Raw genomic sequence first — 26960 nt, forward strand, 5'->3', positions numbered from 1 at the left:
ACGCGGCGGGGCAAGCGGTCATCTCGCCGCGTGATACCCCCATGACTGCACCCCCCTGCACCGCGGACTTCCTGCTTCCTAAAGTGCGCCTCGTCCGGCCCGCCCTCGCGGCCGGCGAGACCACTCCAAGGAAGAGACAGTCCCACGATGCAACCCGACGTGCTCGTCATCGGCGGCGGCAATGCCGCGCTGTGCGCCGCGCTGATGGCACGCGAGGCCGGCGCCAGCGTGCTGCTGCTGGAGGCCGCGCCCCGTGCCTGGCGCGGCGGCAATTCCGCCCACACCCGCAACCTGCGCTGCATGCACGATGCGCCGCAGGACGTGCTGGTCGATGCCTACCCGGAAGAGGAGTTCTGGCAAGACCTGCTCAAGGTCACCGGCGGCCAGACGCAGGAGCCGCTGGCGCGGCTGGCCATCCGCCATTCGGGCCACTGCCGGCCCTGGATGCGGCGCCACGGCGTGCACTTCCAGCCGCCGCTGTCGGGCGCGCTGCATGTGGCGCGCACCAACGCCTTCTTCATGGGCGGCGGCAAGGCGCTGGTCAATGCCTACTACCGCAGCGCCGAGGCGCTGGGCGTGCAGGTGCGCTACGAGGCACCGGTCGCGCAGCTGGAGATCGAGGACGGCCGCTTCGTGGCCGCCCACACGGCAGCGGGCGAACGCATCGCGGCCCGCAGCTGCGTGCTCGCGGCGGGCGGCTTCGAGTCCAACCGCGACTGGCTGCGCGAGGCCTGGGGCCGCAATGCGCGCGGTGAGTTCCCCTCCGACAACTTCCTGATCCGCGGCACCGCCTTCAACCAGGGCGTGCTGCTTCGCCACCTGCTGGAGGCCCACGGGGCCGACCGCATCGGCGACCCGACCCAGGCCCACATGGTGGCCATCGATGCCCGCGCGCCGCTGTACGACGGTGGCATCTGCACCCGCATCGACTGTGTGTCGCTGGGCGTGGTGGTCAACCGCGAGGGCGAGCGCTTCTACGACGAGGGCGAGGACTTCTGGCCCAAGCGCTATGCCATCTGGGGCCGCCTCGTGGCCATGCAGCCCGGGCAGATCGGCTACTCGATCATCGACAGCCAGGCCATCGGCCGCTTCATGCCGCCGGTGTTCCCGGGCGTGAAGGCCGACAGCCTGCCCGAGCTGGCCGCCCAGCTGGGCCTGCCGGGCCACACCTTCATGCAGACGCTGCAGGCCTACAACGACGCCTGCCGCGTGGGCCGCTTCGACCACACCGTGCTGGACGACTGCCGTACCGAGGGCCTGACACCCGCCAAGACGCACTGGGCGCGACCCATCGTGCAGGCGCCCTTCTACGGCTACGCCGTGCGGCCGGGCGTGACCTTCACCTACCTGGGCCTGCGCACCGACGACACCGCGGCCGTGCGCTTCGGCGGCCAGCCGAGCACCAACCTCTTCGTGGCCGGCGAAATGATGGCGGGCAACGTGCTGGGCAAGGGCTACACGGCCGGCGTGGGCATGAGCATCGGCACCGCCTTCGGCCGCATCGCCGGCCGGAACGCGGCCCTGGCCGCCCGGCAGCAACCCCTGAGCACCCTGGCGAACGTGATCGCCGACGACAAGGAAAGAGACGCCCATGCAAGCGCTTGATGCCATGGTCAAGGAGGCCCGGCAGCTGGCGCTGGGCGAGGTGGTGCCGGTGCCGGCCGCCACCGCCGCCGAGGACGAGGTGGCCCGCCAGCTGCAGATCTGCAATGCCTGCCGCTACTGCGAAGGCTTCTGCGCCGTCTTTCCGGCCATGACGCGGCGGCTGGCCTTTCCGGTGGCCGACGTGCACTACCTGGCCAACCTCTGCCACAACTGCGGAGCCTGCCTGCATGCATGCCAGTACGCACCGCCGCATGCCTTTGCCGTCAACGTGCCGCAGGCCATGGCGCAGGTGCGCGCACGCACCTACCAGGACTACGCCTGGCCGCACGCGCTGGGCCGGCTGTACGAGCGCAACGGCCTCACGCTCTCGGTGGCGCTGGCGTTCGGCCTGGGGCTCTTCCTGGCGCTGGCCGTGGCGCTCAAGGGTGGGCTGTGGCGGGCCGTTCCGGCGGGCGGCCACTTCTACGACCTGTTCCCGCACAACCTGATGGTGGGCCTGTTCGCGCCGGTGTTCCTGTTCGCGGTGCTGGCGCTGGCGCTGGGCGTGCGCCGCTTCTGGCAGGCCGTGACGCCGGTGACCGGCGCAGTGGCCGTGAGCGGCCCGGCCGGCGCCGAGGCCGCGGCGGACATCGCGCAATTGCGCTATCTGGACGGCGGCCATGGCGAAGGCTGCCACGAGGCCGACGATGGCCCCACCCTGGCGCGGCGGCGCTTCCACCACCTGACCTTCTACGGCTTCCTGCTGTGCTTCGCGGCCACGGCCGTGGCCACGCTCTACCACTATGCGCTGGGCCTGCCCGCGCCCTACGACCTGCCCAGCCTGCCGAAGCTGCTGGGTGCCGTCGGCGGCGTGATGCTGATGGCCGGAAGCGCCGGACTGGGCTGGCTGCACCTGCGGCGCCACCCCCTCCACGGCGATGCGGCCCAGCGGCCGATGGACCGCGGTTTCATCGCGCTGCTGTTCCTCACCAGCGCCAGCGGCCTCGCGCTGTGGCTGGCCCGCGGCAGCGCTGCCATGCCGCTGACCTTGTGCCTGCACCTGGGTGCGGTGATGGCGCTGTTCGCCACCCTGCCCTACGGCAAGTTCGCCCACGGCATCTTCCGCAGCGCTGCGCTGCTGCGCTTCGCCGTCGAAAAGCGGCTGCCCAACCCGGCAGCGGCCGGCGGCGAATGACGCCCGCGCCTTCCCCTTTCCAGACCTTGCTCGGAGACACCATGACGACTTCCACCCACCGCCGCGCCCTGCTGGCGCGCCTGGCCTGCACCGCCCTGGGCGGCGCAGCGCTGCTGCCCGCCCTTCACGCCACCGCCCAGGCGCAGGACTTTCCGCCCCGCAAGCCGGTCACGCTGGTGGTGGGCTTCGCCCCAGGCGGTGCGGCCGATGCCGCCGCGCGGCTGATCGCCAAGAAGCTGTCCGAGAACATCGGGCAGCCCGTCATCGTGGACAACAAGGCCGGCGCCGGCGGCAACATCGCCCACCAGTACGTGGCCGGCCAGCGCACCGACGGCACGGTGCTGCTCTTTGGCTCGGTCGGGCCGCTGACCATCGCGCCGCACCTGATGAAGCTGAGCTACGACCCCTTCAAGGACCTGGCGCCCGTCTCGGGCGGCGTGTACTTTCCCAACGTGCTGGTGGTGCACAAGGGCCTGGGCGTGCACAACCTGCAGGAGTTCGTCGCGCTCGCCAAGCGCAAGAGCATCGACTTCGCGTCGACCGGCGCGGGCTCGGCCTCGCACCTGGCGGGCGAGCTGTTCAACCAGCGGGCCGGCGTGAACATGGTGCACGTGCCCTACAAAGGCGGCGCGCCCGCGCTGCAGGACCTGCTGGGCGAGCGCATCGCCTCGTACTTCGCGGCGCCGCCCACGGCCATGCCGCATGTGGAGGCGGGCACGCTGATCCCGCTGGCCACCACCAGCCTCAAGCGGCCGGCCTACCTGCCCAACATCCCGACGATGGCGGAGTCGGGCTACCCGGGCTTCGAGGCACTCAACTGGTATGCCTTCGTCGCCCCGGGCAAGACGCCCGCACCTATCCTCGACGGCTGGAACCGCGAGATCGTCAAGGTGCTGAACGACCCGGCGGTGAGCGAGGCCCTGACCAAGCACGGCCTGACGCCCCAGCCGACCACGCGTGCCGAGTTCGCGGCCTTCATGCGCAAGGAATACGACCAGTGGGGCGCCATCGCCCGCGCGCGCAAGCTGACGGCGGAATGAGCGCGGGCGGGCAGCCCCTTGTCACGACGCAGCGACGGCGCACCGGCCGGTGAGGACAATCGCCCGCCATGGAACTGCGCCAGCTGCGTTACTTCGTCCGCATCGTCGAGGCCGGCTCGATGAGCCGCGCCGCCCTGGAGCTGGACGTGGTGCAGTCGGCACTCAGCCAGCAGGTCTCGCGCCTCGAAGGCGAGCTGGCCACGCGGCTGCTGCAGCGCACGCCGCAGGGCGTCACGCCCACCGAGGCGGGGCTCGCCTTCTTCCATGAGGCCAAGCTGACCCTGCGACATGCGGAGCAGGCCGTGCGCTCGGCACAGCAGGCGCGGCTGTCGGGCAGCGTGAGCATCGGTCTGGCCCCCACCACGTCGGCGCTGCTGGGCCTGCCGCTGATGCAGGCCATGCGCGAGCGCTATCCCGAAGTACGGCTGCACATGGTCGAGGGCATGTCGGGCCACCTGGCGGCCATGCTGCGCGCCCGCGAGCTGGACCTCGCGATCCTCTTCGGCCACCGGCCCGATGCGCTGGCGCTGCACGAGCCGGCGGGCGGCGCGGGCCGCGGCTGGCAGGTGCTGCCGCTGATGGAGGAAGCGCTGTTCCTGATCCGCTCGGTGGCCCAGCCGGCGCTGCCGCCGCAGGTGGACATCGAGGCGCTGCGCACCGAGCCACTGATCCTGCCCACCGGCCCGCACGGGCTGCGCAGTGCCATCGACGCCGCCTTCGACCGCGCAGGCATCGCGCCGCAGGTGGCGCTGGAGGTCGATTCGCTGGCGATGGTGATGGCCGCCGTGGACGCGGGCCTGGGCGCCACGCTGCAGCCCTGGGCCGCGCTGGGTCGCTATCCGGATGCCGACCGGCGCTTCCACCACGCGCGGCTGGATGCGCCGGTGGCCCGCCGCGTCAACCTGCTGTGCAGCCGGGCCGACGAAGAGCTGGCACCCGCCGTGCTGGCGGCGCGCGGCGTGATGCGCGACAGCGTGCGCGCGCTGGTCGAGGACGGCCGCTGGGCGGGCGTCACGCTCGTCTGACGCTCACCAGCGCAGCAGCCGCGGCCCCAGCACGGCGCCGGCGGCCACCGGCAGCAGCATCCCGAGCACGTACCAGGTGGCCAGGAAGGGCGCCGTCAGCTCGGGGCAGTGCAGCGCGTACACCGTGGCGCCCGCGCCGCCCGCCAGCAGGCCGGCCGCGGCCCCCGCGCGGCGCGGCCGCGTGGCGGCCATGCCGCGCAGCATCCAGAAGGCGGCCACGAACACGGGCAGCCCGATCAGGCCGATATTGACCACGCAGGTGCGCCAGGTCTGGCCCATCAGGGCCGGCATGCGCACGGTCTGCGGCATGTCGATCCAGCGCCAAACGGCCAGCGCCCACAGCAGGCCGACCGCCACCACGGCCAGCCAGCCGGCGCGGCCCGGCCCCACGCCCGGGCTGGCCAGGCGCCGCACCATCAGCAGCCCGGCCGCCGCCACGCACAGCGACACGGCCAGCTTGACCCACAGCATGGGCAGCACCATCACGCGCCACAGGTCGCCGCGCATGCCGTAGCCTGCCTGCATGATCAGCAGCGACAGCGGCAGGCTGCAGGCGAGTGCCAGCCACAGGCGGCGCGCGTTGGCGCCCGCAGGCACCGGCGCCGCGTCCTGCGCCAGCAGGGTCACCAGGTCATCGGTCTTCATGCGGCCGCCTCCTTGTCGATGCCGAGCCGGGCGGCCAGGGCCTTGAGGCCGCGGTGCACGCCCACCTTCACGGCCGATTCGGACATGCCGGTCAGCTGCGCCGTCTCGGTCACCGACAGGCCCTGCAGCTTGGTGTGCACGATGGGCAGGCGGTGGCGGTCGGGCAGCGTCTCCAGCAGCACCAGCAGGTCGCGGCGCGCCTCCTGCGCGTCGGTGTCCGAGTCGGCCACCAGTTCGAGCGCGTCGTCCAGCGGCTCATGCAGCGCCTCGCGCGAGGACTTCTGGCGCAGGTGATCGATCAGCTTGTGGCGCGCGATGGCATGCGCCCAGGCCGTCACCGGATGGTCGCGCAGGTAGGTGTGTCGCTGGTTGTGCATGGCAAGAAGGCACTCCTGGACCAGGTCCTCGACGTCGTCGGGCCAGCCGAACAGGCGCCGCCGCAGAAAGGCGCGCAGGTGCGCCGCCAGCTCGGACAGGAACTGGCGGTAGGCGGCTGCATCGCCATCGAGTCCCCGAAGGAACAGCATGCGCAGATGGGCTTCGGCGGTACTCATTCGGACAGGCCTCTTTCCATTCGCCTCGGCGGGCCTGCGGGTTACAGGCGCGGCGCTTTTATTTTTTCGTCGGCGATTGTGCCGCCGCGTAACGGCCGCCGCGCCGGGACGGAACTAGCAGACGGTCGCCGCGATGGCGGTGCCGATTCCGACCTTCCACCTTTTCATCAGGAGCCTTCACCATGACCTCGACCCGCCCCCTCGCCTCCACCGCCTTCCTGCTCGCCGCCCTGGCCGGTGGCATCGCCCATGCGCAGGACAGCAAGCCCGCCGACAGCATGGCCAAGATGGAGAAGTGCTACGGCGTCGCCCTGGCCGGCAAGAACGACTGCGCCGCCGGCCCCGGCACCACCTGCGCCGGCACCTCCAAGGTCGACTACCAGGCCAACGCCTGGAAGAACGTGCCGGCCGGCACCTGCACCAGCATGAAGACGCCCAAGGGCATGGGCTCGCTGACGCCGATGAAGTCCTGATCGCCAGGCCGCATCGCCATGCCGCAACCGCCATCGCAACCCGGCGCGGGCCTGGGCCTCAAGCCGCAGCATTTCGACGAGGCGCTCCCCGCCGATGCCGAAGGCCTGTGGTTCGAGGTGCATCCCGAGAACTACATGGTCGACGGCGGCCCGCGCCTGGCCTGGCTGGAGCGCATCGGCGCGCGGCATCCGCTGTCGCTGCATGGCGTGGCGATGTCGCTGGGCGGCACCGAGCCGCTCGACGCTGCGCACCTGCGGCGCTTCCGCGCCCTGGTGGACCGGCTGCAGCCGGTTCTGGTCTCCGAGCACCTGGCCTGGTCGCGCGCGGGCGGCCGCTACCTGCCCGACCTGCTGCCCGTGCTGCGCACCGATGCCTCGCTCGCACGCATGGCCGAGCGTGTGGACCAGGCGCAGCAGACGTTGGGCCGCCGCCTGGCCATCGAGAACCCGTCGCACTACCTTCGCCTGCAAGGCCATGCCTGGACCGAGATCGACTTCCTGGCCGAGTTGGTCGCCCGCACCGGCTGCGGCCTGCTGCTGGACGTGAACAACGTGCACGTGTCCTGCCGCAACCTGGGCCAGGACGCGCAGGCCTACCTTGACGGCTTTCCGGCCGAGGCGGTGATGGAGCTGCACATCGCCGGCCATTCGCCCGACCTGGTGCATGGCGATGCCCTGCTCGTGGACACCCACGACCGCGCCGTGGCGCCCGAAGTGTGGGCCCTGCTCCGGCACTTTCTGCGCCGGCACGGACCGCGGCCCGTGCTGCTGGAGCGCGACGGCGACGTGCCCGCCTTCGCCGACCTGATGGCCGAGCGCACCCAGGCGCAGCAGTGCCTGGATGAAGCGTCCAGGCAGGAGGCCCTGGCGTGAGCGCCCGGCCTGCCGTCGTTGCGCGGGTCCGCAAGGCTGGCGACGACGAAGCGTCTCGTGCCAGGACGGGCTGCGCCGGCGACGCCGCCGAGGACTTCGAGCACCTGTTGCACACCGCCCTGCTCGCGCCCCGCGCCGAAGGCCCGCTGGCAGCCCAACCCGGCTTGGCCGTCTACCGCAACGGCTTCCGCCGTGCCTGCATCGACGCGCTCATCGCCAACCATCCGGCCACGGCACGGCTGGTGGGCGAGGACTGGCTGCGCAGCGCCGCCGCCGAATACCTGCAGCACGAATTGCCCACCGAGGCCAGCCTGATGCGCTACGGCGACGGCCTGCCCGACTTCCTGGCCGGGCTGCCGTCCACCGCCGGCCTGCCCTGGCTGGGCGCGGTGTGCCGGCTCGACCGGCTGTGGCTGGACGCCCACCAGGCATCCGACGCGCGGGCGGTGGATGCCGCCGCCCTGGCGCGACTGGCGCCCTCGGCCCTGGGCGCCCTGCGCTTGCAGCCGCTGCCTTCGGCTCGCTGGACCTGGCATGCCGACACGCCGGCCTTCGCGATCTGGCAGGCCGCACGGGCCGGGACGGACGAAGCGGCCCTGGCGCAGCTGCCCTGGCAGCCCGACGGCGCACTGCTCGTGCGGCCGGGTGACACGGTCGAGTGGCATGCGCTGGGCCGCGGCGGCTGTGCCTTCCTCGACGCCTGTGCCCGGCGACAGCCGCTGGTCGAAGCCACCGCCCTCGCCCTGGATGCGGAACCCGGCTGCGCCATCGCCCCGCTCATCGGCCAGTTGCTGGGCTGGCAGGCGCTGTGTCTCGACCTCACCTGGACGACCGAACCATGAACCCGATCGCTGTGCCCCTTCCTCCCACCACCCTGGGCGAGCGCCTCGCCGCCTTCGGCCGACGCGCCGCCTGGCACGACGCCCTCGCGCTGATCGACCGCGTGGCCGTCGCGGCGATCTTCTGGCAGTCCGGCCGCACCAAGGTCGACGGCTGGTTCCACATCAACGACAGCGCCTACGAGCTGTTCCGCACGGAATACCGGCTGCCGCTGCTGCCGCCCGAGCTGGCCGCGCAGATGGCCGCCACAGCCGAGCATGTGCTGCCCCTGCTGCTGGTGATGGGCCTGTTCACCCGCCTGTCGGCGCTGGGGCTGCTGGGCATGACGCTGGTGATCCAGCTCTTCGTCTACCCGTCCGCCTGGCCGACGCACCTGTCGTGGGCGGGGCTGCTGCTGTACCTGCTGGTGCACGGCGGCGGGCGCTGGTCGGCCGACGGCTGGCTGCAGCGCCGGCGTGGTCGCCCGGCCGGCTCAGGGCTGCGCGGCGTCGACCACCACGAAAGGCACTGACTTGTCGCGCTTGGCCCGATACATGGCGGCGTCGGCCTGGTGCAGCAGGTGTTCCGCACTCGCCTGGTCGCCAGTGGCGGTGGCGAAGCCGATGCTGCAGCCGACGGCCAGCACCCGCCCGGCAATATGCAAGGGCGCACCCAGGGCTGCCTGGATGCGCTGCGCCATCGCGGCCAGATCCACCGCTGCCGGATTCGCGTGGTCCAGGAAGAGCACGAACTCATCGCCCGCCAGCCGCGCGATGTAGTCGCCCTGGCGGCATGCGCTCTGCAGGCGGTGCGCACATTCGCGCAGCACCGCGTCACCCACCGCGTGGCCATGGGCATCGTTGATGTCCTTGAAGCCGTTCAGGTCGATGAAGGCCACCACCGCCGCGACGCCCGCACGCCGGGCGCGCGCCAGGGCCCGTTCCAGCTCGGCGAACCAGGCCATGCGGTTGGGCAGGCCGGTGAGCGCATCGGTCATGGCCAACACCTCCATCTGGCGGGATTCATGCGCCTGGGTGGTGATGTCGTGCATGGTGCACACCGCCCCCAGGCTGTGGCCGTCGGGGGCGCGCAGCGGGCTCGCATTGCAGCTCACGGTGCGCGGCTCCATGCCGGGCGTGCGGATGACGATGGCCTGGCCGCGCACCTTCTCGCCCGCATAGGCCCGGGCGAGCGGCACCCGCTCGGGCGCCAGCAGGGTGCGGCCGTCGGCCTCGCACAGGCCGAAGTAGGCCGGCCACTGCGCTGGCGGCAACGCACGGGGATCGACGCCATGCCAATCGCGCGCCGTCTTGTTGAACTCCTGCAGCGTGCCGCTGCCATCGCAGGTCACCACGCCGTCGGGCAGCGCCTCCAGCAGTTCGGCGATGGCGGCGGCGCGGCTCTCACCCAGGATGCGCAGGCGGCGGCTTTCGAGCAGGTCGGCCGCCCGTGCCGCCAGGCGCCGCAGCGCTTCCTGCTGCCGCTCGTCGAGCCTGCGCGGCTGACGGTCCATGACACACAGCGTCCCGTAGCGCCAGCCGGCCGGGCCGATCATGGGCATGCCGGCGTAGAAGCGCAGGTGCGGCGGACCCACCACCAGGCCGTAGTGCGCGAACCGGCGGTCGGCCCGCATGTCGGGGATCTCCAGCAACTCGGAGCGTTCGATGGCGTGGCTGCACACGGCCTGGCTGCGCGGGGTGCCCTCGATCTCCAGACCGCACCGGGCCTTGAACCATTGGCGCTGTGCGTCGACCAGCGTGACAAGCGCGACAGGCACCTCGCAGATCGAGGCGGCTAGCCAGGCCAGGTCGTCGAAGGCCGCTTCGGGCGGCGTGTCCATGATCTGGAGTTCGGCCAGGGCGCGCAGGCGTCCTGCTTCGGTCATGCCGAGGTCGGTGTCGTGGTGGGTGCTGGTCAAGGGCGCCTCCTCAGGTCTTCGTCCGGCTGATGCTAGCCAGGACACGGCGCGCTCAGGGTAGGCCGTGGCGCACTGTCGCCGCGCGCAGGCACTCGAGCAGCTGCACCGCGGCCGGTGGCCTGCGCCGTCCGCGCAGGGTGATGACGCCGACCGGCGGCAGTTCGATGGGCACCGGCAGCGCGATGGCATGGAAGCCTTCGGCCTCGAAGCGCCGGGCCACCGTCTCGGCCACGAACCCGACCGCCTGCAAGTCGCGCACGAAGGCGAAGGTGGCGAGGAAGGAGGCCGTCTCGACCACGTCCGCCGGCGGCACCAGCTGGTGGCGGTAGAACTGCTGGTTGAGCTTGATGCGCGACGAGGCCCAGGGCGGCGGCATGACCCAGGGCTGGCCCGCCAGCTCGGCCCAGCTTGGCTTGCGTCGACGCGCGGCGAAGGCGTGGTCGCGGTGCACCACGATGCACATGCGCGCGGTGTACAGGGCCTCGGTCTCCAGGTCGGGCGAGGCATAGCCCGGCTCCAGCCGGCCGACGATCAGGTCCAGTTCGCCCACGCGCAGGCGCGGCAGCAGGCGGGTGAGGTCGCCCTCCTCCACCAGCACGGCGGTGAGCGCGCTGCGCTGCTTGAGCAGCCGCACGGCATCGACCAGCAGGCCGGGCATGGCCACCACCATGGCGCCCACGCTCACGCGGCCGGCGCCGCCGCTGGCCACGGCGGCGATCTCCTCGCGGGTGCGCTGGTAGTCGGCCAGCACCGAGCGGGCGAAGCGCACCACGGTGGCACCGTAGGCCGTGGGCTCGGTGCCACGCGTGGAGCGGGTGAACAGCTGCAGCTCGAACATGCGCTCGATCTCGGCGAGCACCTTGGAGACCGCGGGCTGCGTGACCGACAGGAACTCCGCCGCGCGACCCAGGTGCCGGAATTCATCGAGCGCCACCAGCAGCTGCAGATGCCGGAGCTTGAGGTTGGAGCGCAGCACGCGGTCGATGTCGGCCATGGTGGATGAGCATAACCAGAACGGCATGAAGCCAGTCCGCTTCTTCATTGGCGCCTCATGGCACGGCCGCCCAGAATGCGCCGCATCCCAAGAACGGAGACACCGCGATGAACACCACCCGCCGCCATTTCGTGCTGGGCAGCCTGGGCACGGCCGCCGCCACCGCCCTGCCCGCGCTGCAGAGCGCCCATGCCGCCGACTACCCCGAGCGCGCCATCATGTTCCTCTGCCCCTGGCCGGCCGGCGGCACCGCCGACGTGACCATGCGCGCGCTGTGCACGGCCGCCTCGCGCGAGCTGGGCCAGGCCATCGCGGTGGAGAACAAGACCGGCGCCTCCGGCATGATCGGCCTCAAGGCCCTGGCTTCGGCCAGACCCGACGGCTACACCATCGGCCAGATCCCGATCTCGGTCACCCGCTTCTCGCAGCTGGGCATGGTGCAGGTGGACCCACTGAAGGACCTGAGCTACATCGCCCGCGTGTCGGGCCAGACCTTCGGCATCGCGGTGCGCAGCAACGCGCCCTGGAAGACGCTCAAGGACCTGGTGGCCGACGCCAAGGCCCGGCCGGGCCTGGTCACCTACGGCACGGCCGGCTTCGGCGGCGCCACCCATGTGGGCATGGAAGAGTTCGCGATGGCGGCCGGCGTGAAGTTCAACGCCATTCCCTTCAAGGGCGGCGCCGAGGCGCTGGCCGCGCTGATGGGCGGCCATGTGGACGTGCTGGCCGATTCCAGCTCCTGGGCGCCGCAGGTGCGTGCGGGCCAGTTGCGGCTGCTGGCCACCTGGGGCGAGCAGCGCTCGGCCGAGTTCAAGGACACGCCCACGCTGCGCGAAGCCGGCTACGACGTGGTGGTCGACGCGCCCAACGGCATCGGCGCCCCCGCGGGCGTGCCGGCACCCGTGCTGGCGCGGCTGAGCACCGCCTTCAAGGCCGCCGCCGCCAGCCCCGAGTTCACCGCGGCCTGTGCCCGCATCGATGCGCCGCTCATGTACCTGGATGCGCCCGACTACCAGAAGTACGTCGCCGCCACCATGGACAAGGAGAAGGTGCTCATCGAGCGCCTGAACCTCAAGGCGCTCCTCAAGAGCTGAACCCCTACAGGTCGCCCCGCCGGGGTGACCGACACAACCGCTCCGCCCCACGACGATGCCCGACGCCGCCACCCTGATCCGCCTGCACGCCAACGACAACGTGCTCATCGCCCGCGCGCCCCTGACGCTGGGCCAGCCGCTGCCGGAGCTGGGCCTGCGCCTGCGCGCCCAGATGCCGGCGGGCCACAAGATCGCGGCACGCCGCATCGCTGCCGGCGAGCCGGTGCGCAAGTACGACACCGTCATCGGCGCCGCCGCGCGCGACATCGAGGCCGGCGAGCATGTGCATTCGCACAACATCGTGCTCATCGACTTCGACCGCGACCCGGGCTTCGGCCAGGATGTGCGGCCGGTGGACTATCTGCCCGAGGCCGAGCGCGCCCGCTTCATGGGCATCGTGCGGCCCGACGGGCGGGTGGCCACCCGCAACTTCGTGGGGCTGATCTCCTCGGTCAACTGCTCGGCCACGGTGATCCAGCGTGTGGCGGCGCATTTCACGCCCGAGCGCCTGGCGGCCTATCCGAACGTCGACGGGGTGGTGGCCTTCGCGCAGACCAGCGGCTGCGGCATGTCCTCGCCCAGCGAGCATTTCGACGTGCTCCGCCGCACCATCGCCGGCTATGCCAACCATCCCAACCTGGCGGCGGTGCTGATCGTCGGGCTGGGCTGCGAACGCAATCAGGTGGGCGACCTGGTCGCCTCGCAGGGCCTGGCGGCCGGCGAGCGCCTGAAGACCTTCGTGATGCAGGAGGTGGGCGGCACCCGCGCCACCATCGAGGCCGGCATCCGCGCGGTGGAAGCGATGCTGCCCGCGGCCAACGACGTGCACCGCGTGCCGGTGCCGGCCAGCCACCTCAAGATCGGGCTGGAGTGCGGGGGGTCGGACGGCTTCTCGGGCATCACGGCCAACCCGGCCCTCGGCGCGGCGATGGACATCCTGGTGCGCCACGGCGGCACGGCCATCCTGTCGGAGACGCCGGAGATCCACGGCGTCGAATACATGCTCACCCGCCGTGCCATCAGCCCGGCCGTGGGCCAGAAGCTGCTGGACCGCCTCGCCTGGTGGGAGCGCTACACCCGCGGCCACAACGGCCAGTTCAACGGCGTGGTGGGCCCGGGCAACCAGGCCGGCGGCCTGGCCAACATCTTCGAGAAGTCGCTCGGCTCGGCCATGAAGGGCGGCACCACGCCGCTGCGGGCGGTGTACGAGTACGCAGAACCGATCACCGAGCACGGCTTCGTCTTCATGGACTCGCCCGGCTACGACCCGGTGGCCACCACGGGGCAGATCGCCAGCGGCGCCAACCTGATCTGCTTCACCACCGGCCGCGGCTCCATGTTCGGCAGCAAGCCCGCGCCCACCATCAAGCTCGCCAGCAACACGGCCATGTACAGCCGGCTGGAAGAGGACATGGACATCAACTGCGGCCTGGTGCTCGACGGCGAGCTGGACGTGGCGCAGATGGGCGAGCGCATCTTCGGGCAGATCCTGCGGCATGCCAGCGGCGAGAAGACCAAGAGCGAGGCGCTGGGCCTGGGCGACCACGAATTCGTCCCCTGGCACCTCGGGATCGTGAGTTGACATCCCCCATGCCGCTCCGCGGCCTTCGGGCGCCCCATGCAACCCTGACGCCTTCCACTCGCCACATTTTTGAGCCTCGCCCCATGTCCCTGACCCTTTCGCGCGCCGAACTTGTGCGCACCGCCAATTTCATCGATGGCCACTGGCGCGACGACGTCGAGGACTGGCTGCCCGTGACCGACCCCGCGACCGGCGAGCGCATCGCGCAGGTGCCGGATTCCGGGCCGGCCCAGGCCCGTGCCGCGGTCGATGCGGCCCAGGCGGCCTTCGGCGCCTGGCGCAAGGTGCCGGCGCGTCAGCGCGCAGCCATCCTCAAGCGCTGGAACGACCTGGTGATGGCGCATCAGGAAGACCTGGGCCGCCTCATCAGCCGCGAGCAGGGCAAGCCGCTGGCCGAAGGCAAGGGCGAGGTGGCCTACGCGGCCAGCTACATCGAATGGTTCGCCGAGCAGGCCACACGCATGAACGGCGAGGTGATCCCCGCGCCCATGCCGGGCCGGCGCATGTTCGCGCTGCGCGAACCGGTGGGCGTGGTGGCCGCCATCACGCCCTGGAACTTCCCGGCCGCCATGATCGCCCGCAAGATCGCGCCCGCCCTGGCCGCCGGCTGCACTGTGGTGTGCAAGCCCGCCGAGGACACGCCGCTCACCTCGCTGGCCCTGGTGCTGCTGGCCCACGAGGCCGGCGTGCCGCCCGGCGTGCTCAACATCGTCACCGCCTCGCGCGAGCGCACGCCTGCGGTGGTGGATGCCTGGCTGGACGATCCGCGGGTGCGCAAGATCACCTTCACCGGCTCCACACCGGTGGGCAAGCACTTGGCGCGGCGCAGCGCCGACACGCTCAAGAAGCTGTCGCTGGAGCTGGGCGGCAATGCGCCCTTCATCGTCTTCGAGGACGCCGACCTGGACGCGGCCGTCGAGGGCCTGATGGCGGCCAAGTTCCGCAACGGCGGCCAGACCTGCGTCTGCCCCAACCGCGTGTTCGTGCACGGCGCGGTGCACGATGCCTTCGCGCGCAAGCTGGCCCAGCGGGTCGGCGCGCTCAAGGTCGGCCCGGCCAGCGATCCCGCCTCGCAGATCGGTCCCATGATCAATGCCCGCGCGGTCGAGAAGATCGCCCGCCATGTGCAGGACGCCGTCACCCAGGGCGCAACCGTGCTCGTCGGAGGCCGGCGGCTGGACGCGCTGGGCCCGCACTACTTCGCGCCCACCGTGCTCACCGGCGCCACCGCGCAGATGGCCTGCAGTTGCGAGGAGACCTTCGGCCCGGTGGTGCCGTTTACCCGTTTCGACGACGAGGCCGAGGTCATCGCCGCCGCCAACGACACGCCCTTCGGCCTGGCCGCCTACTTCTACAGCCAGGACGTGCGGCGCATCTGGCGCGTGGCCGACGCGCTGGAGACGGGTATCGTCGGCATCAACGAAGGCGCCCTGGCGGCCGAGGCCGCGCCTTTCGGGGGTGTCAAGGAATCGGGCTACGGCCGCGAGGGCTCGGTGCACGGGCTCGACGACTACCTGCACATCAAGTACGTCTGCCAGGGACAGCTGGACTGAACGAGACGAGAGAACGAAAGACTTCGCCATGAGCAATTCCTTCAAGAACGCCCTGGCCGCGCGCCAGGCCCAGGTCGGCCTGTGGCTGTCGATGGCCGATTCGTACGCGGCCGAGGCCTGCGCCACCGCCGGCTTCGACTGGCTGCTGATCGACGGCGAGCATGCGCCCAACAACGTGCTCAGCATCCTGCCGCAGCTGCAATCGGTGGCGGCCTACCGCAGCCATCCGGTGGTGCGGGCCGTCAACGGCGACACCGCGCTCATCAAGCAACTGCTGGACATCGGCGCGCAGACGCTGCTGGTGCCCATGGTGGACACGGCCGAACAGGCCGCCGCGCTGGTGTCGGCCACCCGCTATCCGCCTGAGGGCATCCGCGGCGTCGGGGCCGCGGTGGCCCGGGCCTCGCGCTGGGGCGCCCGGCGCGACTACCTGAACGAGGCCAACGATGAGGTCTGCCTGCTGGTGCAGGCCGAGACCCGGACGGCGCTGCAGAACCTGGAGGCGATCTGCGCCGTCGATGGCGTGGACGGCGTCTTCATCGGCCCGGCCGACCTGGCGGCGTCGATGGGCCACCGCGGCAAGGCCGGCCATCCCGAGGTGCTGGCGGCCATCGACGATGCCATCCGCACCATCGTGGCGAGCGGCAAGGCCGCCGGCACGCTGACCAGCGATGCCACGCTGGCACGCCGTTACCTGGACCTGGGCGCCACCTTCGTGGCCGTGGGCCTGGACATCACGCTGCTGGTGCAGGCCACGCGCAAGCTGGCGGCCGACTTCGGCCGCGGCGCGGGCGTGGGCGCCGCCCCGCAGGCCGGTCCCTACTGAGCATCAGGCCTGGCGCTGTGTTCACCGCCTGAGGCCCACCGCACCAGGTGCGTCAGCACGGTGGCCGCCGCCTCCGACGCCGGCTGCTGCGGATGCAGGCAACCGATGGGCACCGGCGCCCCCGGTACGTCGATGGGCAGCCGGTGCAGCCGACCCGATGCGACGAAGCGGTCCATGTGGCTGTCCAGCCCCACGTACAGCAGCCGCAGTTCGCACACCAGCGCGACGCCGAGCGCCAGCGTGCGCGTGCTCACCCGCGCCACCGGCGGCGGGGCACCGAGCGTGTCGCACAGCGCCGCGAAGGCCGCGTGCGGCGGCGAGCCCTCGGGCGGCAGCAACCAGGTCTCCTTGGCGCAGCGTTGCAGGTCCACGCTGCGGCGCCGCGCCAGCGGATGGTCGCTCGCGCAGTAGACGCCGATGCGGTCCGCGCGCAGCGGCGTGAAGTCATGGCCCGCCGGCACCTGCACCGAGGCCCGGCACAGCACCAGGTCGGCCGTGCGGTCCTGGCACACGGCGGCAATGTCGGCGGCCTCGATCTCACGGTAGTCGAGCCACAGCGCCGGCTGGGCCGCGCACAGGGCCGGCAGCGCCGGCGCGGCGATGGCCGTGCTGGCCGCCGCAATGCCGGCAAGTCGCACCAGGCCGCCGGCGCCGTGCGCGATGCGGGCCGCATCGCCGGCCAGCAGGTCGAACGCGTCCAGAGCGCGCCGCAACGCCGGCAGCAGCAGCGCGCCCTCGCGCGTGAGGCGCACGCCGCGCGCGTGGCGGTCGAAGAGCGTGAGGTCCAGCAGCGCCTCGACCCGGTTGAGCGCCTCGGTGGCCGAGGGCTGGCTCATGCCCAGATCGGCAGCGGCCTTCTGCATCGCCCCCAGCTCGGCCATGCGTACGACCAGTTGCAGTTGCCGCGGACGGGCGTAGTGCAGCAGACGGCGGGCGAGGGAGGCGGCGGCATCGGCGGCGGGCATGGGTCGGGATGGGTTTGGCTATAGGTTGGCCCTATAGCTTAGGCCCAGTCGTGCGTTGCTGCCTGGACAGGCGGCGCCAAGAATCTGCCGCACCCCACATCGCCGGAGACGACCTCATGCAGACCTTCCGCCGCCATGCCCACGCCGGCCTCGCCCGCCGCACGCTCCTCGCCCGCGCCGCCTTCGGCGCCGCGCTGGCGCTCTCCGGCAGCCTGGTCGCTGCCCAGAACTACCCGGCCAAACCGATCAGCCTGGTCGTGCCCTTCCCAGCCGGCGGAGCCACCGACACCGTCACGCGGCTGGTCGCGCAGCACCTGGGCCAGGTGCTGGGCCAGACCGTGGTGGTGGACAACGTGGCCGGCGCGTCTGGCGCCATCGCAGCGCAGAAGGTGGTGCGCGCCGCGCCCGATGGCTACACGCTGCTGGCCGGCACCGTCAACGAGGTGGTGCTCGCGCCCATCGTCACGGCCGGCACGCCCTACAAGCATCAGGACCTCGCGCCCATCGGCGAGATCGGCGTCACGCCCTTCGTGCTGGTGGCCAACCCCAAGCTGCCCGCCAACACCATCGATGAGTTGCTCGCGCTGGCGCGCCGGAAGCCCGGCACCCTGAACGTCGGCGTGCCCGGCCTGGGCACACTGCAGCATGTGGCCACCGCCATGCTGGCCAGCCAGGCCAAGGTCGACTGGCTCACCGTGCCCTACAAGGGCGCCGCGCCACTCAATGCCGACCTGCTGGGCGGCCAGGTCGACCTGGCCGTCATCACCCTGCCCTCGGCCATCGGCTACATCCAGGACGGCAAGATCAAGTCGCTGGGCCTGATGAGCCTGCACCGCGACGAACGCGCCAAGGACATCGCCACCATCAACGAAGGCCGCGAGATCAAAGGCTTCACCACCGACGCGTGGATGGGCCTGCTCGCGCCGGCGAAGACGCCGGCCGCCGTGATCGCGGCCATGAACGCAGCCCTGACGCAGACCCTGGCCAAGCCAGAGGTGCGCGAAGGCCTCGCCAAGCTCGGCTACCGCGTCGAACCGGGCACGCCGGCGCAGTTCGGGGAACTGATGGCGCGCGAAGACGCCCGCTACCGCAAGCTCGCCGCCACGGTGAAGCTCGACCGCTGAAGACGACGCCGAGGACGACCGCCTTGCTCTGCCTGTCCGACGACCCCAGTGCCACGCCCGAAGGCGCCGCGGTGCGCCAGATCTTCTCGGCCCGCGCCAGCGTGGCCGGCATCCTGGCCTTCGAGGCCGCACTGGCCCGCGTGCAGGCGCGGCGCGGGCTGATCCCGCAGGCCGCGGCCGAGGACATGGCCGCCAAGGCGCAGCTGTCCTTCTTTCCCGAGGACGAATGGGCCCGGCATCGCGCGGAGGTGGGCCATCCGCTGGTGGCGATCCTCGACACCTGGCGCGCGCAGCTGGCGCCCGAGAGCCGCGAATGGCTGCACTACGGCGCCACCACCGCCGACCTGTTCAATACGGTGCTGGTGCAGCAGTTGCAGGCAGCCGGCACGCGGCTGGTGTCGCAGATGCGCGGCATCGAGCAGCGCCTGGCCGACATTGCCGCCGAACACCGCGCCACGCCCATGGTGGCCCGCACGCTGGGGCGCCATGCGCTTCCCTTCACCTTCGGCATGAAGGTGGCGACCTGGCTGGCCGAGCATGGCCGCAGCATCGAGCGGCTGCAGGGCTGGCTGGCGCGCTACCGCACCGGCATCCTGAGCGGGGCCGTGGGCACCTATGCCTCCTTCGGCGATGCCGGCCCCGCCATCGAGCGCGAGGTGATGGCCGAGCTGGGCCTGGACACGCCCGAGGCCGTGGACTGGAAGGGCAGCCGCGATCGCTTCGCCGAGTTCGGCTGCGCCGTCGCCCTGGCGGCCGGGACGGCGGGCCACATCGGGCAGGAGATCTTCCTGCTGTGCGGCGACGACCTGGACGAGCTGCGCGAGGCCACCGGGGCGGTCGGCTCCTCGACCATGCCGCACAAGAGCAACCCCTCGCTGAGCATCGAGGTGGTGTCGCGCGCGCGCGAAGTGAGCGGTCGTCTGCAGCCGCTGCTGGCCTGGATCGGCATCGTGTACGAGCGCGACTCGGCCCAGCATGGCGAGGTGCTGCGCGACCTGTGCGTCGGCATGGCCGACCTGCTGGCGATGCTGCAGCGGCTGCTCGACGTGCTGGTGGTGATGCCGGCGAACATGGCGGCCAACCTGGCGCGCAGCCAGGGGCTGGTGCTGTCCGAAGCCATCACCTTCGCCCTGGCCGGCCGCCTGGGCAAGCACAGCGCGCACGAGAAGATGAAGCAGCTCGCCCGCACCGCCCAGGCACAGGGCTGCTCGCTGCAGCAGGCGGCCCTGGCGGACCCCGCGCTCGCGCCGCTGCTGGCCGAAACGCCAGGGTTGTTCGACGCCACCAGTCACCTTGGCCAGGCCCTGGCGATCACCGACGCGGCGGTGGCGCGGGTACGCCAGCGCTAGGGCCGGCGGTCACAGTGCAGGAGCCGTACGGAGCCCGGTGTCCGGCGTCTCGGGCCGCCGCAGGCGCGGCCCGTCCTCAGTACCCGCTCGCCCCGCCGTTGCGCCGGTTGTCCGCCGCGCCGCGATAGATGGGGAAGCCGTTGGCGTCGTAGCCCACGGCGATGCCCGACAGGCCGCTGGTCAACCCCGTCACCTGCGCATTGCTGCTGGTGTTGCCGTAGCCGCTGATCAGGCGCGCCACCTCGTCCGCGATGGGCTTGCCGGCTTCGAGCTGGGCGATGCCGTTCTGACCGGTGAAGTTGTCGGCGTTGATCGCAGCCTGCAGGTCCATGCCGTAGACCACATGGCCCAGGAAGGTCTTGACGATGTAGTCGGGGATCGGGCCGCCGCCGGCCGAACCCCACACCAGCCGCAGGCGCCCCTCCGCATCGAAGGCGATGGCCGGCGCGATGGAGCTGCGCGGGCGCTTGAATGCGGCGTAGCCGTTGACGTCCAGGCCCGGCGTGCTGGCAGAGAAGTTCGACATGACGTTGTTGATCATCATGCCCGCCGCCTCGATGTGCGCCCCCCAGTGCGTGTTGATGGTGGTGGTCATCGACAGCGCATTGCCCCAGCCGTCGATGATGGCGACGTTGCTGGTGGTGTTCCAGTCCTCCTGGCCGGCCTCGGCCGCGGCTTTTGCCAGGCGCGTCGGCCGGGGCGCAGTGTGGCGCGCCAGCACGACGGGCGAGGTCCGGGCACTGGCCATTGGGTCGTAGACCGTCGGATCGGTGCTGCTGAAGGCGGGAATGCCGTCGCCCGTGCCGCCAGTCGGCACCGTCCCCATCGCCGTGTCGCCGATCAGCGCGGCGCGGCTGGCCAGGTAGGCCGGCGACAGCAGGGCCGCCACGCGCTCGTTGATGTTGGAGTACGCCGGATCGCCCACCACGTTGCGGCGGTCGGCATTGGCCAGCCGGCTTCCTTCGGTCACCAGGTGCAGCCACGCGGTGCTGTTGAAGGCCGTGTCGGCAATCGCCTTGCGCTCCAGCAGCGCCAGGTTGTAGAGCGTGACCACGCCGCCGAAGGACGGCGCCGGCTGCGTGTAGATGGTCATGCCGAAGCGCGTGCCCACCAGCGGCTTGCGCTCCACCGCCTTGTAGCTGGCGAAGTCCGCCGCGGTCATCAGGCTGGGGATGCGGGCGATGGTGCTGGCAGTGCTGGGGTTGCTGCTGGTGCCGGCCGAGGGCAGGACCGACGCACAGGGCAACTGGCCGGTGGTGAGCTTGGCCACGATGGCCGGCGCGATGGTGCCGGCCGGATCGTAGAAGGCGGCGGCGCCGCCGTCGCGCACCTTGGTCAGCGTATCGGCCAGCTCGGCATTGCGGATCAGCGTGCCCACGGGCAGCGGCTGCTGCTTGGTGGTGTCGCTCGGCAGGCAGTAGCGGGCGTTGATGTCGGGGTATTTGCAACGGGCCGCACCGCGCACCGTGCCGGCCGAATTGACCCAGGCCGGCACGCCGCTGCCGGCGGACACCGGGTTGCCGTCGTCGTCGTACTCGCCCGAGTCGGCGTACAGCGTCTGGTACATGTACTTCGTCATCGGAAAGCCGTTGGCGGCGGTGGCGATGCTCTCGTCCCACAGCTTGTTCCATGCCAGGCGGCCATAGGACTTGTGCACCAGGTCCAGCACCGCCAGCGTGCCCGGCACGCCGGCCGCGCGGGCGGAGATGTTGGTATTGCCCTGCTGCGAGGAGATGCTGGAGCCCGCCGCGAGGCCGGTCTTGCAGACATTGAAGCCGTTGGTGGTGCTCACGTCCTGCGCCACGGCCCGGTAGATGTCCGCCACGCCGCCGGTGGTGGCCGGGGCGGCCGAGAAGCCGTCGAAGGCGCGCACCTTCTTGGTCGCGGCATCGTAGTAGGTGATGACCGTGCCGCCGCCCAGGCCCGAAGCGAAGGGCTCCGTCACATTGAGCATGGCCTGCACCGTGATGGCCGCATCGATGGCGGAGCCCCCCGAAGCCAGGATGCGGCAACCCGCCATCGAGGCCTGCACGTCGGCCGAGGTGACCATCATGTGGGTGCCCGTGATGCCCACGGTCTGGCCATAGGGTGCGCCCGCCTGGAGCGTGCACAGCGCCGGGTCGAAGCTGACGGTGCGCGTGGGCGCCGTGGGCTCGGGGGTTGCGGGTGCCGGCGCCGGTGCGGGCGTGCCTGCGGAAGGCGGCTGTGGGAGGGCTGCGGCCAGAGAAACGTTGGCGCCCGAGCCGCCACCGCAGCCGGTGAGCCAGCCGGCCGCAACGGCGAGGAGCGTCGCCGTCACGGTACGGGAGAGAGGGAAGTGCATGGGATGAAGGGGGTTCAGCGGAAAGGTCCGGAGGACCGATTGAACGTGAAAAAGCACGGAATGTGCCCGACGTGCTGCGATGCAGATGTCACGCCCTTCACAGTCGAAGGGCGGGTGCAGGGGATAGAGCCGAGGAGCAGGTGCGTTCGGCGACGCGCGGTCCGTCGCGCCTGCAGGCCCTGCCACCCTTTGTTAACGTCAATTCGCTTTTCGTTGCTCCATCAACCGAAAGGGGAATGGACAAACAGTGAAGAATTTCCTATCCCGATACGACACCTCCGCCCTTAAACTTCGCCTGCCTCGGCAACGGGGTGTTTGGCGCCTCCCTGCCAATCCGCAGAAATGCGTTGAAGCCCGACCTGGTCGGGCTTTTTTTCTGGGCTGTCCCCCGATACCACCGGAGCGGCCAGCATGCCGCCATCGCCCCAGCGCCACGCCGCAGGCCACGTCCGGCACGCGTGGCCCGGCCGCTGAGCCCTTTCACTGCCGATAACCCGGATCCGTCTGGTCCAGCATGCGCCTCAGCGCCTGCCAGTCGCGGTTGCGGATGTAGCTGTTCGAGCCGGCGAACTGCTCGGCGGCATGCGCGCACACCGCGGGTGGGGGCAGCACCACGGGCCGGCCGCTGGCGGTGGCATCGAGCTGGATCTGGCAGGCCAACTCCAGGTAGTACATCTCCTCGAAGGCATCGCGCACCGTGGCGCCGGCCGTGAGCAGGCCGTGGTTGCGCAGGATCAGCGCCTTGTGCGGCCCCAGGTCGCGCACCAGGCGCTGCTGCTCGTCCAGGTCGAGTGCGATGCCCTCATAGTCGTGGTAGCCGATGCGCTGGTAGAAGCGCATGGCGTGCTGCGAAAGCGGCAGCAGCCCTTCCTGCTGCGCAGAGATGGCCACACCCGCACGCGTGTGGGTGTGGAAGACGCAGTCCACGTCGGGCCGGGCCTTGTGCACCGCCGCGTGGATGACGAAGCCGGCCGGGTTGGCCTCCAGCTCGGTCTCGTCCACCGGCTGGCCGTCCAGGTCCACCTTGATGAGGTTCGAGGCGCTGACCTCGCTGTAGAGCAGGCCGAAGGCATTGATGAGGAACTGATCGTGACGGCCCGGCACCCGCAGCGAGATGTGGTTGTAGATCATGTCCGTCATGCGGTAGTGCACGCACAGCCGGTAGCAGGCGGCGAGGTCCTCGCGCGCGGCCCACTCCTGGGCACTGACCTGGTGGCGCACCCGCTCGCGCCGCGCCTGCAGTACCCGTTGCCAATCCTGATCGTCCATGTTGCCGGTCTCCTTGAGGTGGGATGACCGGCAGTCTAGGAAGCGTCGCGCCGAAGCACCCATGACATCGGCGTGCAATGCCATAGCGGATCGGTATGCGGTGTTAACCCCGAGCCGCCCGCCGGGGGCGCCGCGGCGCCGCCGAGGATGGCAGGGCCGCCACCTGCTTCAGCAGTTCGTCGCGCAGGGCAGCGGCCGCCGGCGGCAGCAGTCCACGGCGACGCTGGTACAGCGCAAAGCTGCGCACCGCCTGCACCTCGCGCACGGGCAGCACCTCGATGGGCCGGGGCATCGGCTGCGCGCCGCCGAGCAGCAACCGGGGCATCCAGCTGAGGAAGCCGCGGGTCGCCACCAACGCGCGGATGGCGTTGATCGAGCGCGCCTCCACCGCCACCGCCGGCGCGGGCAGGCCGTGGTCCCAGAAGAGCTGTTGCCATTCCTCGCGCGGACCCATGCGCCGGGGCGGCAGTACCCAGCGCTCGCCCCCCAGGTCGGCCAGGCCCACCGGCGAGCGCGCCAGCAGCCGATGGCCCGCTCCGCAGACCACATGGCAGCCCTCCTGCCAGCCGCTTTCCGAGACCAGCACCACGTCCTCGTCCTCGGCCGCCGAAAAGCCCAGGGCCAGGTCCACCTCGCCCCGGGCCAGCGCCAGCAGCAGCTCGTCGGACAGCCCCTCCACGATCTGCACCTGCAGTGGCGGATGGGCCGCGAGCAGCCGCTCGATGGCCGGCGGCAGCAGGTGCTCCACGGCGCTGGAGACCGCGCCGATGCGCACCGTGCCGCGCGACAGGCCCAGCAACTCGTTGACCGCGCGCAGCGCCTCGTCCGAGCCGCTGAGCAGCAGCCCCGCATGCGGCACGAGCGCCTGCCCATAGCTCGTCAGCGCCATGCCGTGCGGATGGCGCTCAAAGAGCGGCACGCCCAGCTGCCCTTCCAGCCGCTTGAGCGTGCGGGTGAGGGCCGGCTGCGTCAGCGACAGCGCCTCGGCAGCCCGGCCCAATGAGCCGAGTTCGGCGATGGCCTTGAAGGCCTGGAGTTCGCGCAGGTTCAGCAGCATGGACGGCCCTCCTCAGGCAAGCGTGGGGTTGGCCAGCAGCATGTCCACGAAGCTGGCCGCGGCTGGCGACAGCGAGCGCCGGGCCGGCGTGTAGACGCACACCTCGCGGTGGAAGTCCGGCTCGGCCAGCCGCACCATCGCCAGGCCCCAGGCCCGCACCAGCGGCGCCGAATAGGTCGGACAGACCGTGAGGCCCAGGCCGCTCGCCACCATGCCGAGCGCGGTGGTCATGTACGACACCTCCTGTGTCTGCGGTCCGTTGAGCAGGGCGCGCACCTCGGCGTCCACCTCCGGCGCGATGCGCTGGCGGAAGTCGCGCGTCGGCGCGATGAAGGTCCAGGGGCCCAGCTCGCGCCAGCGCACGCTGCGGCGCCGGGCCAGCGGATGGTCCGCCGGGCAGATCAGCCAGTGGCGGTCGCGCAGCAGCGGGCGTCGCAGCACGGCCTCGTCCACCGGCATGTCCTGGCCCACGGCCACCTCCACGTCGCCCGCGCGCATGCCGGCCAGCAGCTGCTCGGGCAGCGTGTCGGTGACGCGCACCTCCACCTCAGGGTGGCGCTGCCGGTAGGCCGCCACCGCGCGGGGAATGAAGGTGCAGGCCATCAGCTGCGGCGCGGCGAGGCGCAGCAGGCCCTTCTTCTTGTCGCGCAGGTCGGTGACGCTCGCCACCGCGGTGCTCAGCTCGGCGAGCAGGCGGTGCACCGAGGGCAGGAACTCGCGGCCCGCCTCGGAGAGTTCGACCGCACGCGTGTGGCGATCCAGCAGCTGCACGCCCATCTCGCGCTCGAGCTCGCGCACCAGCACGCTCAACGCCGACTGGGTCAGGTGCAGCTGCCGCGCCGCGGCGGTGAAGCTGCCGGCCTCGGCCACGGCCGCGAAGGCGCGCAACTGGCGCAGGGTGAGATTCATGGCCCTCCTTCATCAATCGATGAATTTATTTCGATTGCATCATAGAAACGCCTCGTGCCCAATCGCGGCAACGCGGGCCCATGGCGGCCTCGCGAGACGGAGACACCATGCCAGAGCCCACCCCATCGCCGCACGACCCCGTGCCCATCCGCGGCCTGCACCACTTCGCCTGGCGCTGCCGCGATGGCGAGGAAACCCGCCGCTTCTGGGAAGACCTGCTCGGCCTGCCGCTGGTGCATGTGATCGAGAACGAACATGTGCCCAGCACCGGCGAGTACTGCCCCTACGTGCACATCTTCTTCCAGATGCGCGACGGCTCGTACATCGCCTTCTTCGACCTGGGCGACGACATCGTGGCGGCCCCCTCGCCCAACACGCCCGCCTGGGTCAACCACATCGCGCTGCGGGTGGACACGGTGGAGGAGCTGCGCGCGGCCAAGGCCCGCATCGAGGCTGCGGGCGTGCCGGTGCTGGGCATCACCGACCACCACATCATCGGCTCGATCTACTTCTTCGATCCGAACGGCATCCGCGTGGAGCTGACCACGCCCACCGTGCCGCAGGCCGAGATGGACGCGCATGCCCGCCGGGCCCGCGCCGCGCTCGACGACTGGACCCAGCGCAAGGCCCGCCTGCGCGAGGTGCGCCCGCACCATGGCTGAGCCGCAACTCGCCGTCATCGACGTACGGCCCGGCGCCGCGCTGGAAAGCCAGTCGGGCCTGCAGATGCTGCGGCCGCGCATCTACGGCGCCTGGATCGCACCGCCCGGTGGCGCACGGGTGGCCGCCATCGTCATGCATCCGACCAGCAACTTCATGGGCCACTACCTGATCGGCCCGCTGGCCGAGCGCGGCGTGTGCTGCCTGGGCCTCAACTCGCGCTACATGGGCAACGACACCGTGCTGCTGATGGAGCGGGCCATCCAGGACCTGGGCGCGGGCGTCCAGTTCCTGCAGTCGCAGGGGTACGACCGGGTGGTGCTGATCGGCAACTCGGGCGGGGCGGCGCTGGCCAGCTTCTACCAGGCGCAGGCCGAGCAGTTGACGGCCACCCACCTGCCCGACGGCGACCCGAGCGGCCTGCATCCCGCCGACCTGCCGCCGGTGGCCGGCATCGCCCTGTGCGCGGCGCACCTGGGCCGTAGCCGGCTGCTGGCCGACTGGATCGACCCCTCGGTCACGGACGAGCACGACCCGCTCTCCGTGGACCCGGCGCTCGACATGTACAACCCCCGCCATGCGCGGCCCTACAGCCCGGCCTTCCTGGCGCGCTTCAAGGGCGCCCAGCAGGCCCGGCTGCAGCGCATCGAGCAGTGGGTGCTGGCACGCCTCGAACAACTGCGCGCCACGCCCGGCGCGCCGCGGGACCAGGCCTTCATCGTCTACCGCACCCATGCCGATCCGCGCTGCGTGGACCTGTCGCTGGACGCCAACGACCGTGCGCCCGGCAGCGTGTGGGGCGACGCGCGGCAGGTCAACTATTCGGCCAACGCCATGGGCCGCACCACCTCGCTCACGGCCTTCCTGTCGCAGTGGTCCTCGCGCTCGCAGGCCGACGGGCCCACCAACCTGGCCCGCACCACCTGCCCCAAGCTGCTGCTGACCTACACCGCCGACCAGTCCACCTTTCCCAGCACGCGCGACGCCTGGCTGGCGGCGGGTGGCGGCACCATCCGCAACGTCGACATCGTGGGCGGCAACCACTACCTGGCTGGCCAGCCGCACCTGGTGCGCGAAGCGGCGGATGCCATCGCCGCCTTCTGCCACGCCCTCTGAACAGGGAGCGCCT

The 26960-nt window shown here is 71.4% G+C and carries 25 protein-coding genes; 16 read left to right on the forward strand and 9 right to left on the reverse strand.

Going from position 1 to position 26960, the window contains the following annotated elements; translation table 11 throughout:
* Window positions 1-147 precede the first annotated feature (147 nt).
* The 4 genes from tcuA to ABIC63_RS18580 all read left to right on the forward strand — a co-directional run bounded on the left by tcuA (window position 148) and on the right by ABIC63_RS18580 (window position 4844).
* Window positions 148-1605: an FAD-dependent tricarballylate dehydrogenase TcuA gene (tcuA, locus tag ABIC63_RS18565; protein ID WP_354320880.1), complete on the forward strand. Its 1458-nt coding sequence runs from the start codon at window positions 148-150 to the stop codon at window positions 1603-1605.
* Window positions 1592-2779 (forward strand): tricarballylate utilization 4Fe-4S protein TcuB, encoded by a 1188-nt coding sequence (gene tcuB, locus ABIC63_RS18570; RefSeq protein ID WP_354320881.1) that lies wholly within the window; start codon window positions 1592-1594, stop codon window positions 2777-2779. Before tcuA ends, tcuB begins: the two co-directional genes overlap by 14 nt.
* A gap of 41 nt (window positions 2780-2820) precedes the next feature.
* A complete protein-coding gene (locus ABIC63_RS18575) occupies window positions 2821-3819 on the forward strand; it encodes a Bug family tripartite tricarboxylate transporter substrate binding protein (RefSeq protein WP_354320882.1) in 999 nt (332 codons plus the stop codon).
* A gap of 68 nt (window positions 3820-3887) precedes the next feature.
* Window positions 3888-4844 carry a LysR substrate-binding domain-containing protein gene (locus ABIC63_RS18580; protein ID WP_354320883.1) on the forward strand — a complete coding sequence of 319 codons (957 nt, stop codon included), beginning with the start codon at window positions 3888-3890 and terminating at the stop codon, window positions 4842-4844.
* A 3-nt stretch (window positions 4845-4847) separates the two neighbouring features.
* On the opposite strand, the gene ABIC63_RS18585 is transcribed toward ABIC63_RS18580, so the two are convergent.
* Window positions 4848-5489: a DUF1109 domain-containing protein gene (locus ABIC63_RS18585; RefSeq protein ID WP_294374346.1), complete on the reverse strand. Its 642-nt coding sequence runs from the start codon at window positions 5487-5489 to the stop codon at window positions 4848-4850.
* Window positions 5486-6043 (reverse strand): sigma-70 family RNA polymerase sigma factor, encoded by a 558-nt coding sequence (locus ABIC63_RS18590; RefSeq protein ID WP_354320884.1) that lies wholly within the window; start codon window positions 6041-6043, stop codon window positions 5486-5488. Before ABIC63_RS18590 ends, ABIC63_RS18585 begins: the two co-directional genes overlap by 4 nt.
* Before the next feature lie 182 nt (window positions 6044-6225).
* Between ABIC63_RS18590 and ABIC63_RS18595 the strand changes: the two genes are divergently transcribed.
* From ABIC63_RS18595 to ABIC63_RS18610, 4 genes are read left to right on the forward strand one after another with little or no spacing between them, the layout of a single operon-like run.
* Complete coding sequence (locus ABIC63_RS18595) at window positions 6226-6516, forward strand: BufA1 family periplasmic bufferin-type metallophore (RefSeq protein ID WP_294374340.1); 291 nt, start codon at window positions 6226-6228, stop codon at window positions 6514-6516.
* 18 nt (window positions 6517-6534) lie between these two features.
* Entirely contained in the window at window positions 6535-7389 is an 855-nt protein-coding gene (bufB, locus tag ABIC63_RS18600) for an MNIO family bufferin maturase (protein WP_354320885.1), read from the forward strand.
* Window positions 7386-8231, forward strand: coding sequence for an HvfC/BufC N-terminal domain-containing protein (locus ABIC63_RS18605; RefSeq protein WP_354320886.1), 846 nt, complete (start codon window positions 7386-7388; stop codon window positions 8229-8231). The genes bufB and ABIC63_RS18605 overlap by 4 nt, the downstream gene beginning before the upstream one ends.
* A complete protein-coding gene (locus ABIC63_RS18610) occupies window positions 8228-8740 on the forward strand; it encodes a DoxX family protein (protein WP_354320887.1) in 513 nt (170 codons plus the stop codon). The genes ABIC63_RS18605 and ABIC63_RS18610 overlap by 4 nt, the downstream gene beginning before the upstream one ends.
* On the opposite strand, the gene ABIC63_RS18615 is transcribed toward ABIC63_RS18610, so the two are convergent.
* Both ABIC63_RS18615 and ABIC63_RS18620 read right to left on the reverse strand, forming a co-directional pair.
* Complete coding sequence (locus ABIC63_RS18615; protein ID WP_354320888.1) at window positions 8702-10126, reverse strand: diguanylate cyclase domain-containing protein; 1425 nt, start codon at window positions 10124-10126, stop codon at window positions 8702-8704. The genes ABIC63_RS18610 and ABIC63_RS18615 overlap by 39 nt on opposite strands.
* Before the next feature lie 52 nt (window positions 10127-10178).
* The gene (locus ABIC63_RS18620) at window positions 10179-11120 is read right to left on the reverse strand and encodes a LysR substrate-binding domain-containing protein (protein WP_354320889.1); all 942 of its coding nucleotides are present in this window, start codon (window positions 11118-11120) and stop codon (window positions 10179-10181) included.
* Between the two features lie 107 nt (window positions 11121-11227).
* On the opposite strand from ABIC63_RS18620, the gene ABIC63_RS18625 reads away from it, so the two are divergent.
* The 4 genes from ABIC63_RS18625 to hpaI all read left to right on the forward strand — a co-directional run bounded on the left by ABIC63_RS18625 (window position 11228) and on the right by hpaI (window position 16175).
* Window positions 11228-12214, forward strand: coding sequence for a tripartite tricarboxylate transporter substrate binding protein (locus ABIC63_RS18625; RefSeq protein ID WP_354320890.1), 987 nt, complete (start codon window positions 11228-11230; stop codon window positions 12212-12214).
* 55 nt (window positions 12215-12269) lie between these two features.
* Window positions 12270-13796, forward strand: a complete 1527-nt coding sequence (locus tag ABIC63_RS18630; RefSeq protein WP_354320891.1) for a UxaA family hydrolase — start codon at window positions 12270-12272, stop codon at window positions 13794-13796.
* An 83-nt stretch (window positions 13797-13879) separates the two neighbouring features.
* Complete coding sequence (locus ABIC63_RS18635) at window positions 13880-15349, forward strand: NAD-dependent succinate-semialdehyde dehydrogenase (RefSeq protein ID WP_354320892.1); 1470 nt, start codon at window positions 13880-13882, stop codon at window positions 15347-15349.
* A 28-nt stretch (window positions 15350-15377) separates the two neighbouring features.
* Entirely contained in the window at window positions 15378-16175 is a 798-nt protein-coding gene (gene hpaI / locus ABIC63_RS18640) for a 4-hydroxy-2-oxoheptanedioate aldolase (RefSeq protein ID WP_354320893.1), read from the forward strand.
* On the opposite strand, the gene ABIC63_RS18645 is transcribed toward hpaI, so the two are convergent.
* The gene (locus ABIC63_RS18645) at window positions 16169-17140 is read right to left on the reverse strand and encodes a LysR family transcriptional regulator (protein WP_354320894.1); all 972 of its coding nucleotides are present in this window, start codon (window positions 17138-17140) and stop codon (window positions 16169-16171) included. The genes hpaI and ABIC63_RS18645 overlap by 7 nt on opposite strands.
* 116 nt (window positions 17141-17256) lie before the next feature.
* Here ABIC63_RS18645 and ABIC63_RS18650 point away from each other — a divergent pair, with 116 nt between their 5' ends.
* Window positions 17257-18264: a Bug family tripartite tricarboxylate transporter substrate binding protein gene (locus ABIC63_RS18650; protein ID WP_354320895.1), complete on the forward strand. Its 1008-nt coding sequence runs from the start codon at window positions 17257-17259 to the stop codon at window positions 18262-18264.
* A 23-nt stretch (window positions 18265-18287) separates the two neighbouring features.
* Complete coding sequence (locus tag ABIC63_RS18655; RefSeq protein ID WP_354320896.1) at window positions 18288-19613, forward strand: lyase family protein; 1326 nt, start codon at window positions 18288-18290, stop codon at window positions 19611-19613.
* Window positions 19614-19689: 76 nt separating this feature from the next.
* On the opposite strand, the gene ABIC63_RS18660 is transcribed toward ABIC63_RS18655, so the two are convergent.
* The 4 genes from ABIC63_RS18660 to ABIC63_RS18675 all read right to left on the reverse strand — a co-directional run bounded on the left by ABIC63_RS18660 (window position 19690) and on the right by ABIC63_RS18675 (window position 25171).
* Window positions 19690-21936 carry a gamma-glutamyltransferase family protein gene (locus ABIC63_RS18660; protein ID WP_354320897.1) on the reverse strand — a complete coding sequence of 749 codons (2247 nt, stop codon included), beginning with the start codon at window positions 21934-21936 and terminating at the stop codon, window positions 19690-19692.
* 480 nt (window positions 21937-22416) lie between these two features.
* Window positions 22417-23205 carry a class II aldolase/adducin family protein gene (locus ABIC63_RS18665; protein ID WP_354320898.1) on the reverse strand — a complete coding sequence of 263 codons (789 nt, stop codon included), beginning with the start codon at window positions 23203-23205 and terminating at the stop codon, window positions 22417-22419.
* A gap of 103 nt (window positions 23206-23308) precedes the next feature.
* Window positions 23309-24262: a LysR family transcriptional regulator gene (locus ABIC63_RS18670; RefSeq protein WP_354320899.1), complete on the reverse strand. Its 954-nt coding sequence runs from the start codon at window positions 24260-24262 to the stop codon at window positions 23309-23311.
* A 12-nt stretch (window positions 24263-24274) separates the two neighbouring features.
* Window positions 24275-25171: a LysR family transcriptional regulator gene (locus tag ABIC63_RS18675; RefSeq protein ID WP_354320900.1), complete on the reverse strand. Its 897-nt coding sequence runs from the start codon at window positions 25169-25171 to the stop codon at window positions 24275-24277.
* A gap of 107 nt (window positions 25172-25278) precedes the next feature.
* Here ABIC63_RS18675 and ABIC63_RS18680 point away from each other — a divergent pair, with 107 nt between their 5' ends.
* Both ABIC63_RS18680 and ABIC63_RS18685 read left to right on the forward strand, forming a co-directional pair.
* Window positions 25279-25833, forward strand: a complete 555-nt coding sequence (locus ABIC63_RS18680; protein WP_354320901.1) for a VOC family protein — start codon at window positions 25279-25281, stop codon at window positions 25831-25833.
* Entirely contained in the window at window positions 25826-26947 is a 1122-nt protein-coding gene (locus tag ABIC63_RS18685; RefSeq protein WP_354320902.1) for an alpha/beta hydrolase family protein, read from the forward strand. The genes ABIC63_RS18680 and ABIC63_RS18685 overlap by 8 nt, the downstream gene beginning before the upstream one ends.
* Window positions 26948-26960 lie beyond the last annotated feature (13 nt).

Source organism: Pseudacidovorax sp. 1753, assembly GCF_040544975.1.
Classification (GTDB): Bacteria; Pseudomonadota; Gammaproteobacteria; order Burkholderiales; family Burkholderiaceae_C; genus Xenophilus.

Bases quoted from the DNA above. Each gene is read 5' to 3' on its own strand.
- tcuA (WP_354320880.1), top strand. From the start codon at position 148: ATGCAACCCGACGTGCTCGTCATCGGCGGCGGCAATGCCGCGCTGTGC.
- tcuB (WP_354320881.1), top strand. From the start codon at position 1,592: ATGCAAGCGCTTGATGCCATGGTCAAGGAGGCCCGGCAGCTGGCGCTG.
- ABIC63_RS18575 (WP_354320882.1), top strand. From the start codon at position 2,821: ATGACGACTTCCACCCACCGCCGCGCCCTGCTGGCGCGCCTGGCCTGC.
- ABIC63_RS18580 (WP_354320883.1), top strand. From the start codon at position 3,888: ATGGAACTGCGCCAGCTGCGTTACTTCGTCCGCATCGTCGAGGCCGGC.
- ABIC63_RS18585 (WP_294374346.1), bottom strand. From the start codon at position 5,489: ATGAAGACCGATGACCTGGTGACCCTGCTGGCGCAGGACGCGGCGCCG.
- ABIC63_RS18590 (WP_354320884.1), bottom strand. From the start codon at position 6,043: ATGAGTACCGCCGAAGCCCATCTGCGCATGCTGTTCCTTCGGGGACTC.
- ABIC63_RS18595 (WP_294374340.1), top strand. From the start codon at position 6,226: ATGACCTCGACCCGCCCCCTCGCCTCCACCGCCTTCCTGCTCGCCGCC.
- bufB (WP_354320885.1), top strand. From the start codon at position 6,535: ATGCCGCAACCGCCATCGCAACCCGGCGCGGGCCTGGGCCTCAAGCCG.
- ABIC63_RS18610 (WP_354320887.1), top strand. From the start codon at position 8,228: ATGAACCCGATCGCTGTGCCCCTTCCTCCCACCACCCTGGGCGAGCGC.
- ABIC63_RS18620 (WP_354320889.1), bottom strand. From the start codon at position 11,120: ATGGCCGACATCGACCGCGTGCTGCGCTCCAACCTCAAGCTCCGGCAT.
- ABIC63_RS18625 (WP_354320890.1), top strand. From the start codon at position 11,228: ATGAACACCACCCGCCGCCATTTCGTGCTGGGCAGCCTGGGCACGGCC.
- ABIC63_RS18630 (WP_354320891.1), top strand. From the start codon at position 12,270: ATGCCCGACGCCGCCACCCTGATCCGCCTGCACGCCAACGACAACGTG.
- ABIC63_RS18635 (WP_354320892.1), top strand. From the start codon at position 13,880: ATGTCCCTGACCCTTTCGCGCGCCGAACTTGTGCGCACCGCCAATTTC.
- hpaI (WP_354320893.1), top strand. From the start codon at position 15,378: ATGAGCAATTCCTTCAAGAACGCCCTGGCCGCGCGCCAGGCCCAGGTC.
- ABIC63_RS18645 (WP_354320894.1), bottom strand. From the start codon at position 17,140: ATGCCCGCCGCCGATGCCGCCGCCTCCCTCGCCCGCCGTCTGCTGCAC.
- ABIC63_RS18650 (WP_354320895.1), top strand. From the start codon at position 17,257: ATGCAGACCTTCCGCCGCCATGCCCACGCCGGCCTCGCCCGCCGCACG.
- ABIC63_RS18660 (WP_354320897.1), bottom strand. From the start codon at position 21,936: ATGCACTTCCCTCTCTCCCGTACCGTGACGGCGACGCTCCTCGCCGTT.
- ABIC63_RS18665 (WP_354320898.1), bottom strand. From the start codon at position 23,205: ATGGACGATCAGGATTGGCAACGGGTACTGCAGGCGCGGCGCGAGCGG.
- ABIC63_RS18670 (WP_354320899.1), bottom strand. From the start codon at position 24,262: ATGCTGCTGAACCTGCGCGAACTCCAGGCCTTCAAGGCCATCGCCGAA.
- ABIC63_RS18675 (WP_354320900.1), bottom strand. From the start codon at position 25,171: ATGAATCTCACCCTGCGCCAGTTGCGCGCCTTCGCGGCCGTGGCCGAG.
- ABIC63_RS18680 (WP_354320901.1), top strand. From the start codon at position 25,279: ATGCCAGAGCCCACCCCATCGCCGCACGACCCCGTGCCCATCCGCGGC.
- ABIC63_RS18685 (WP_354320902.1), top strand. From the start codon at position 25,826: ATGGCTGAGCCGCAACTCGCCGTCATCGACGTACGGCCCGGCGCCGCG.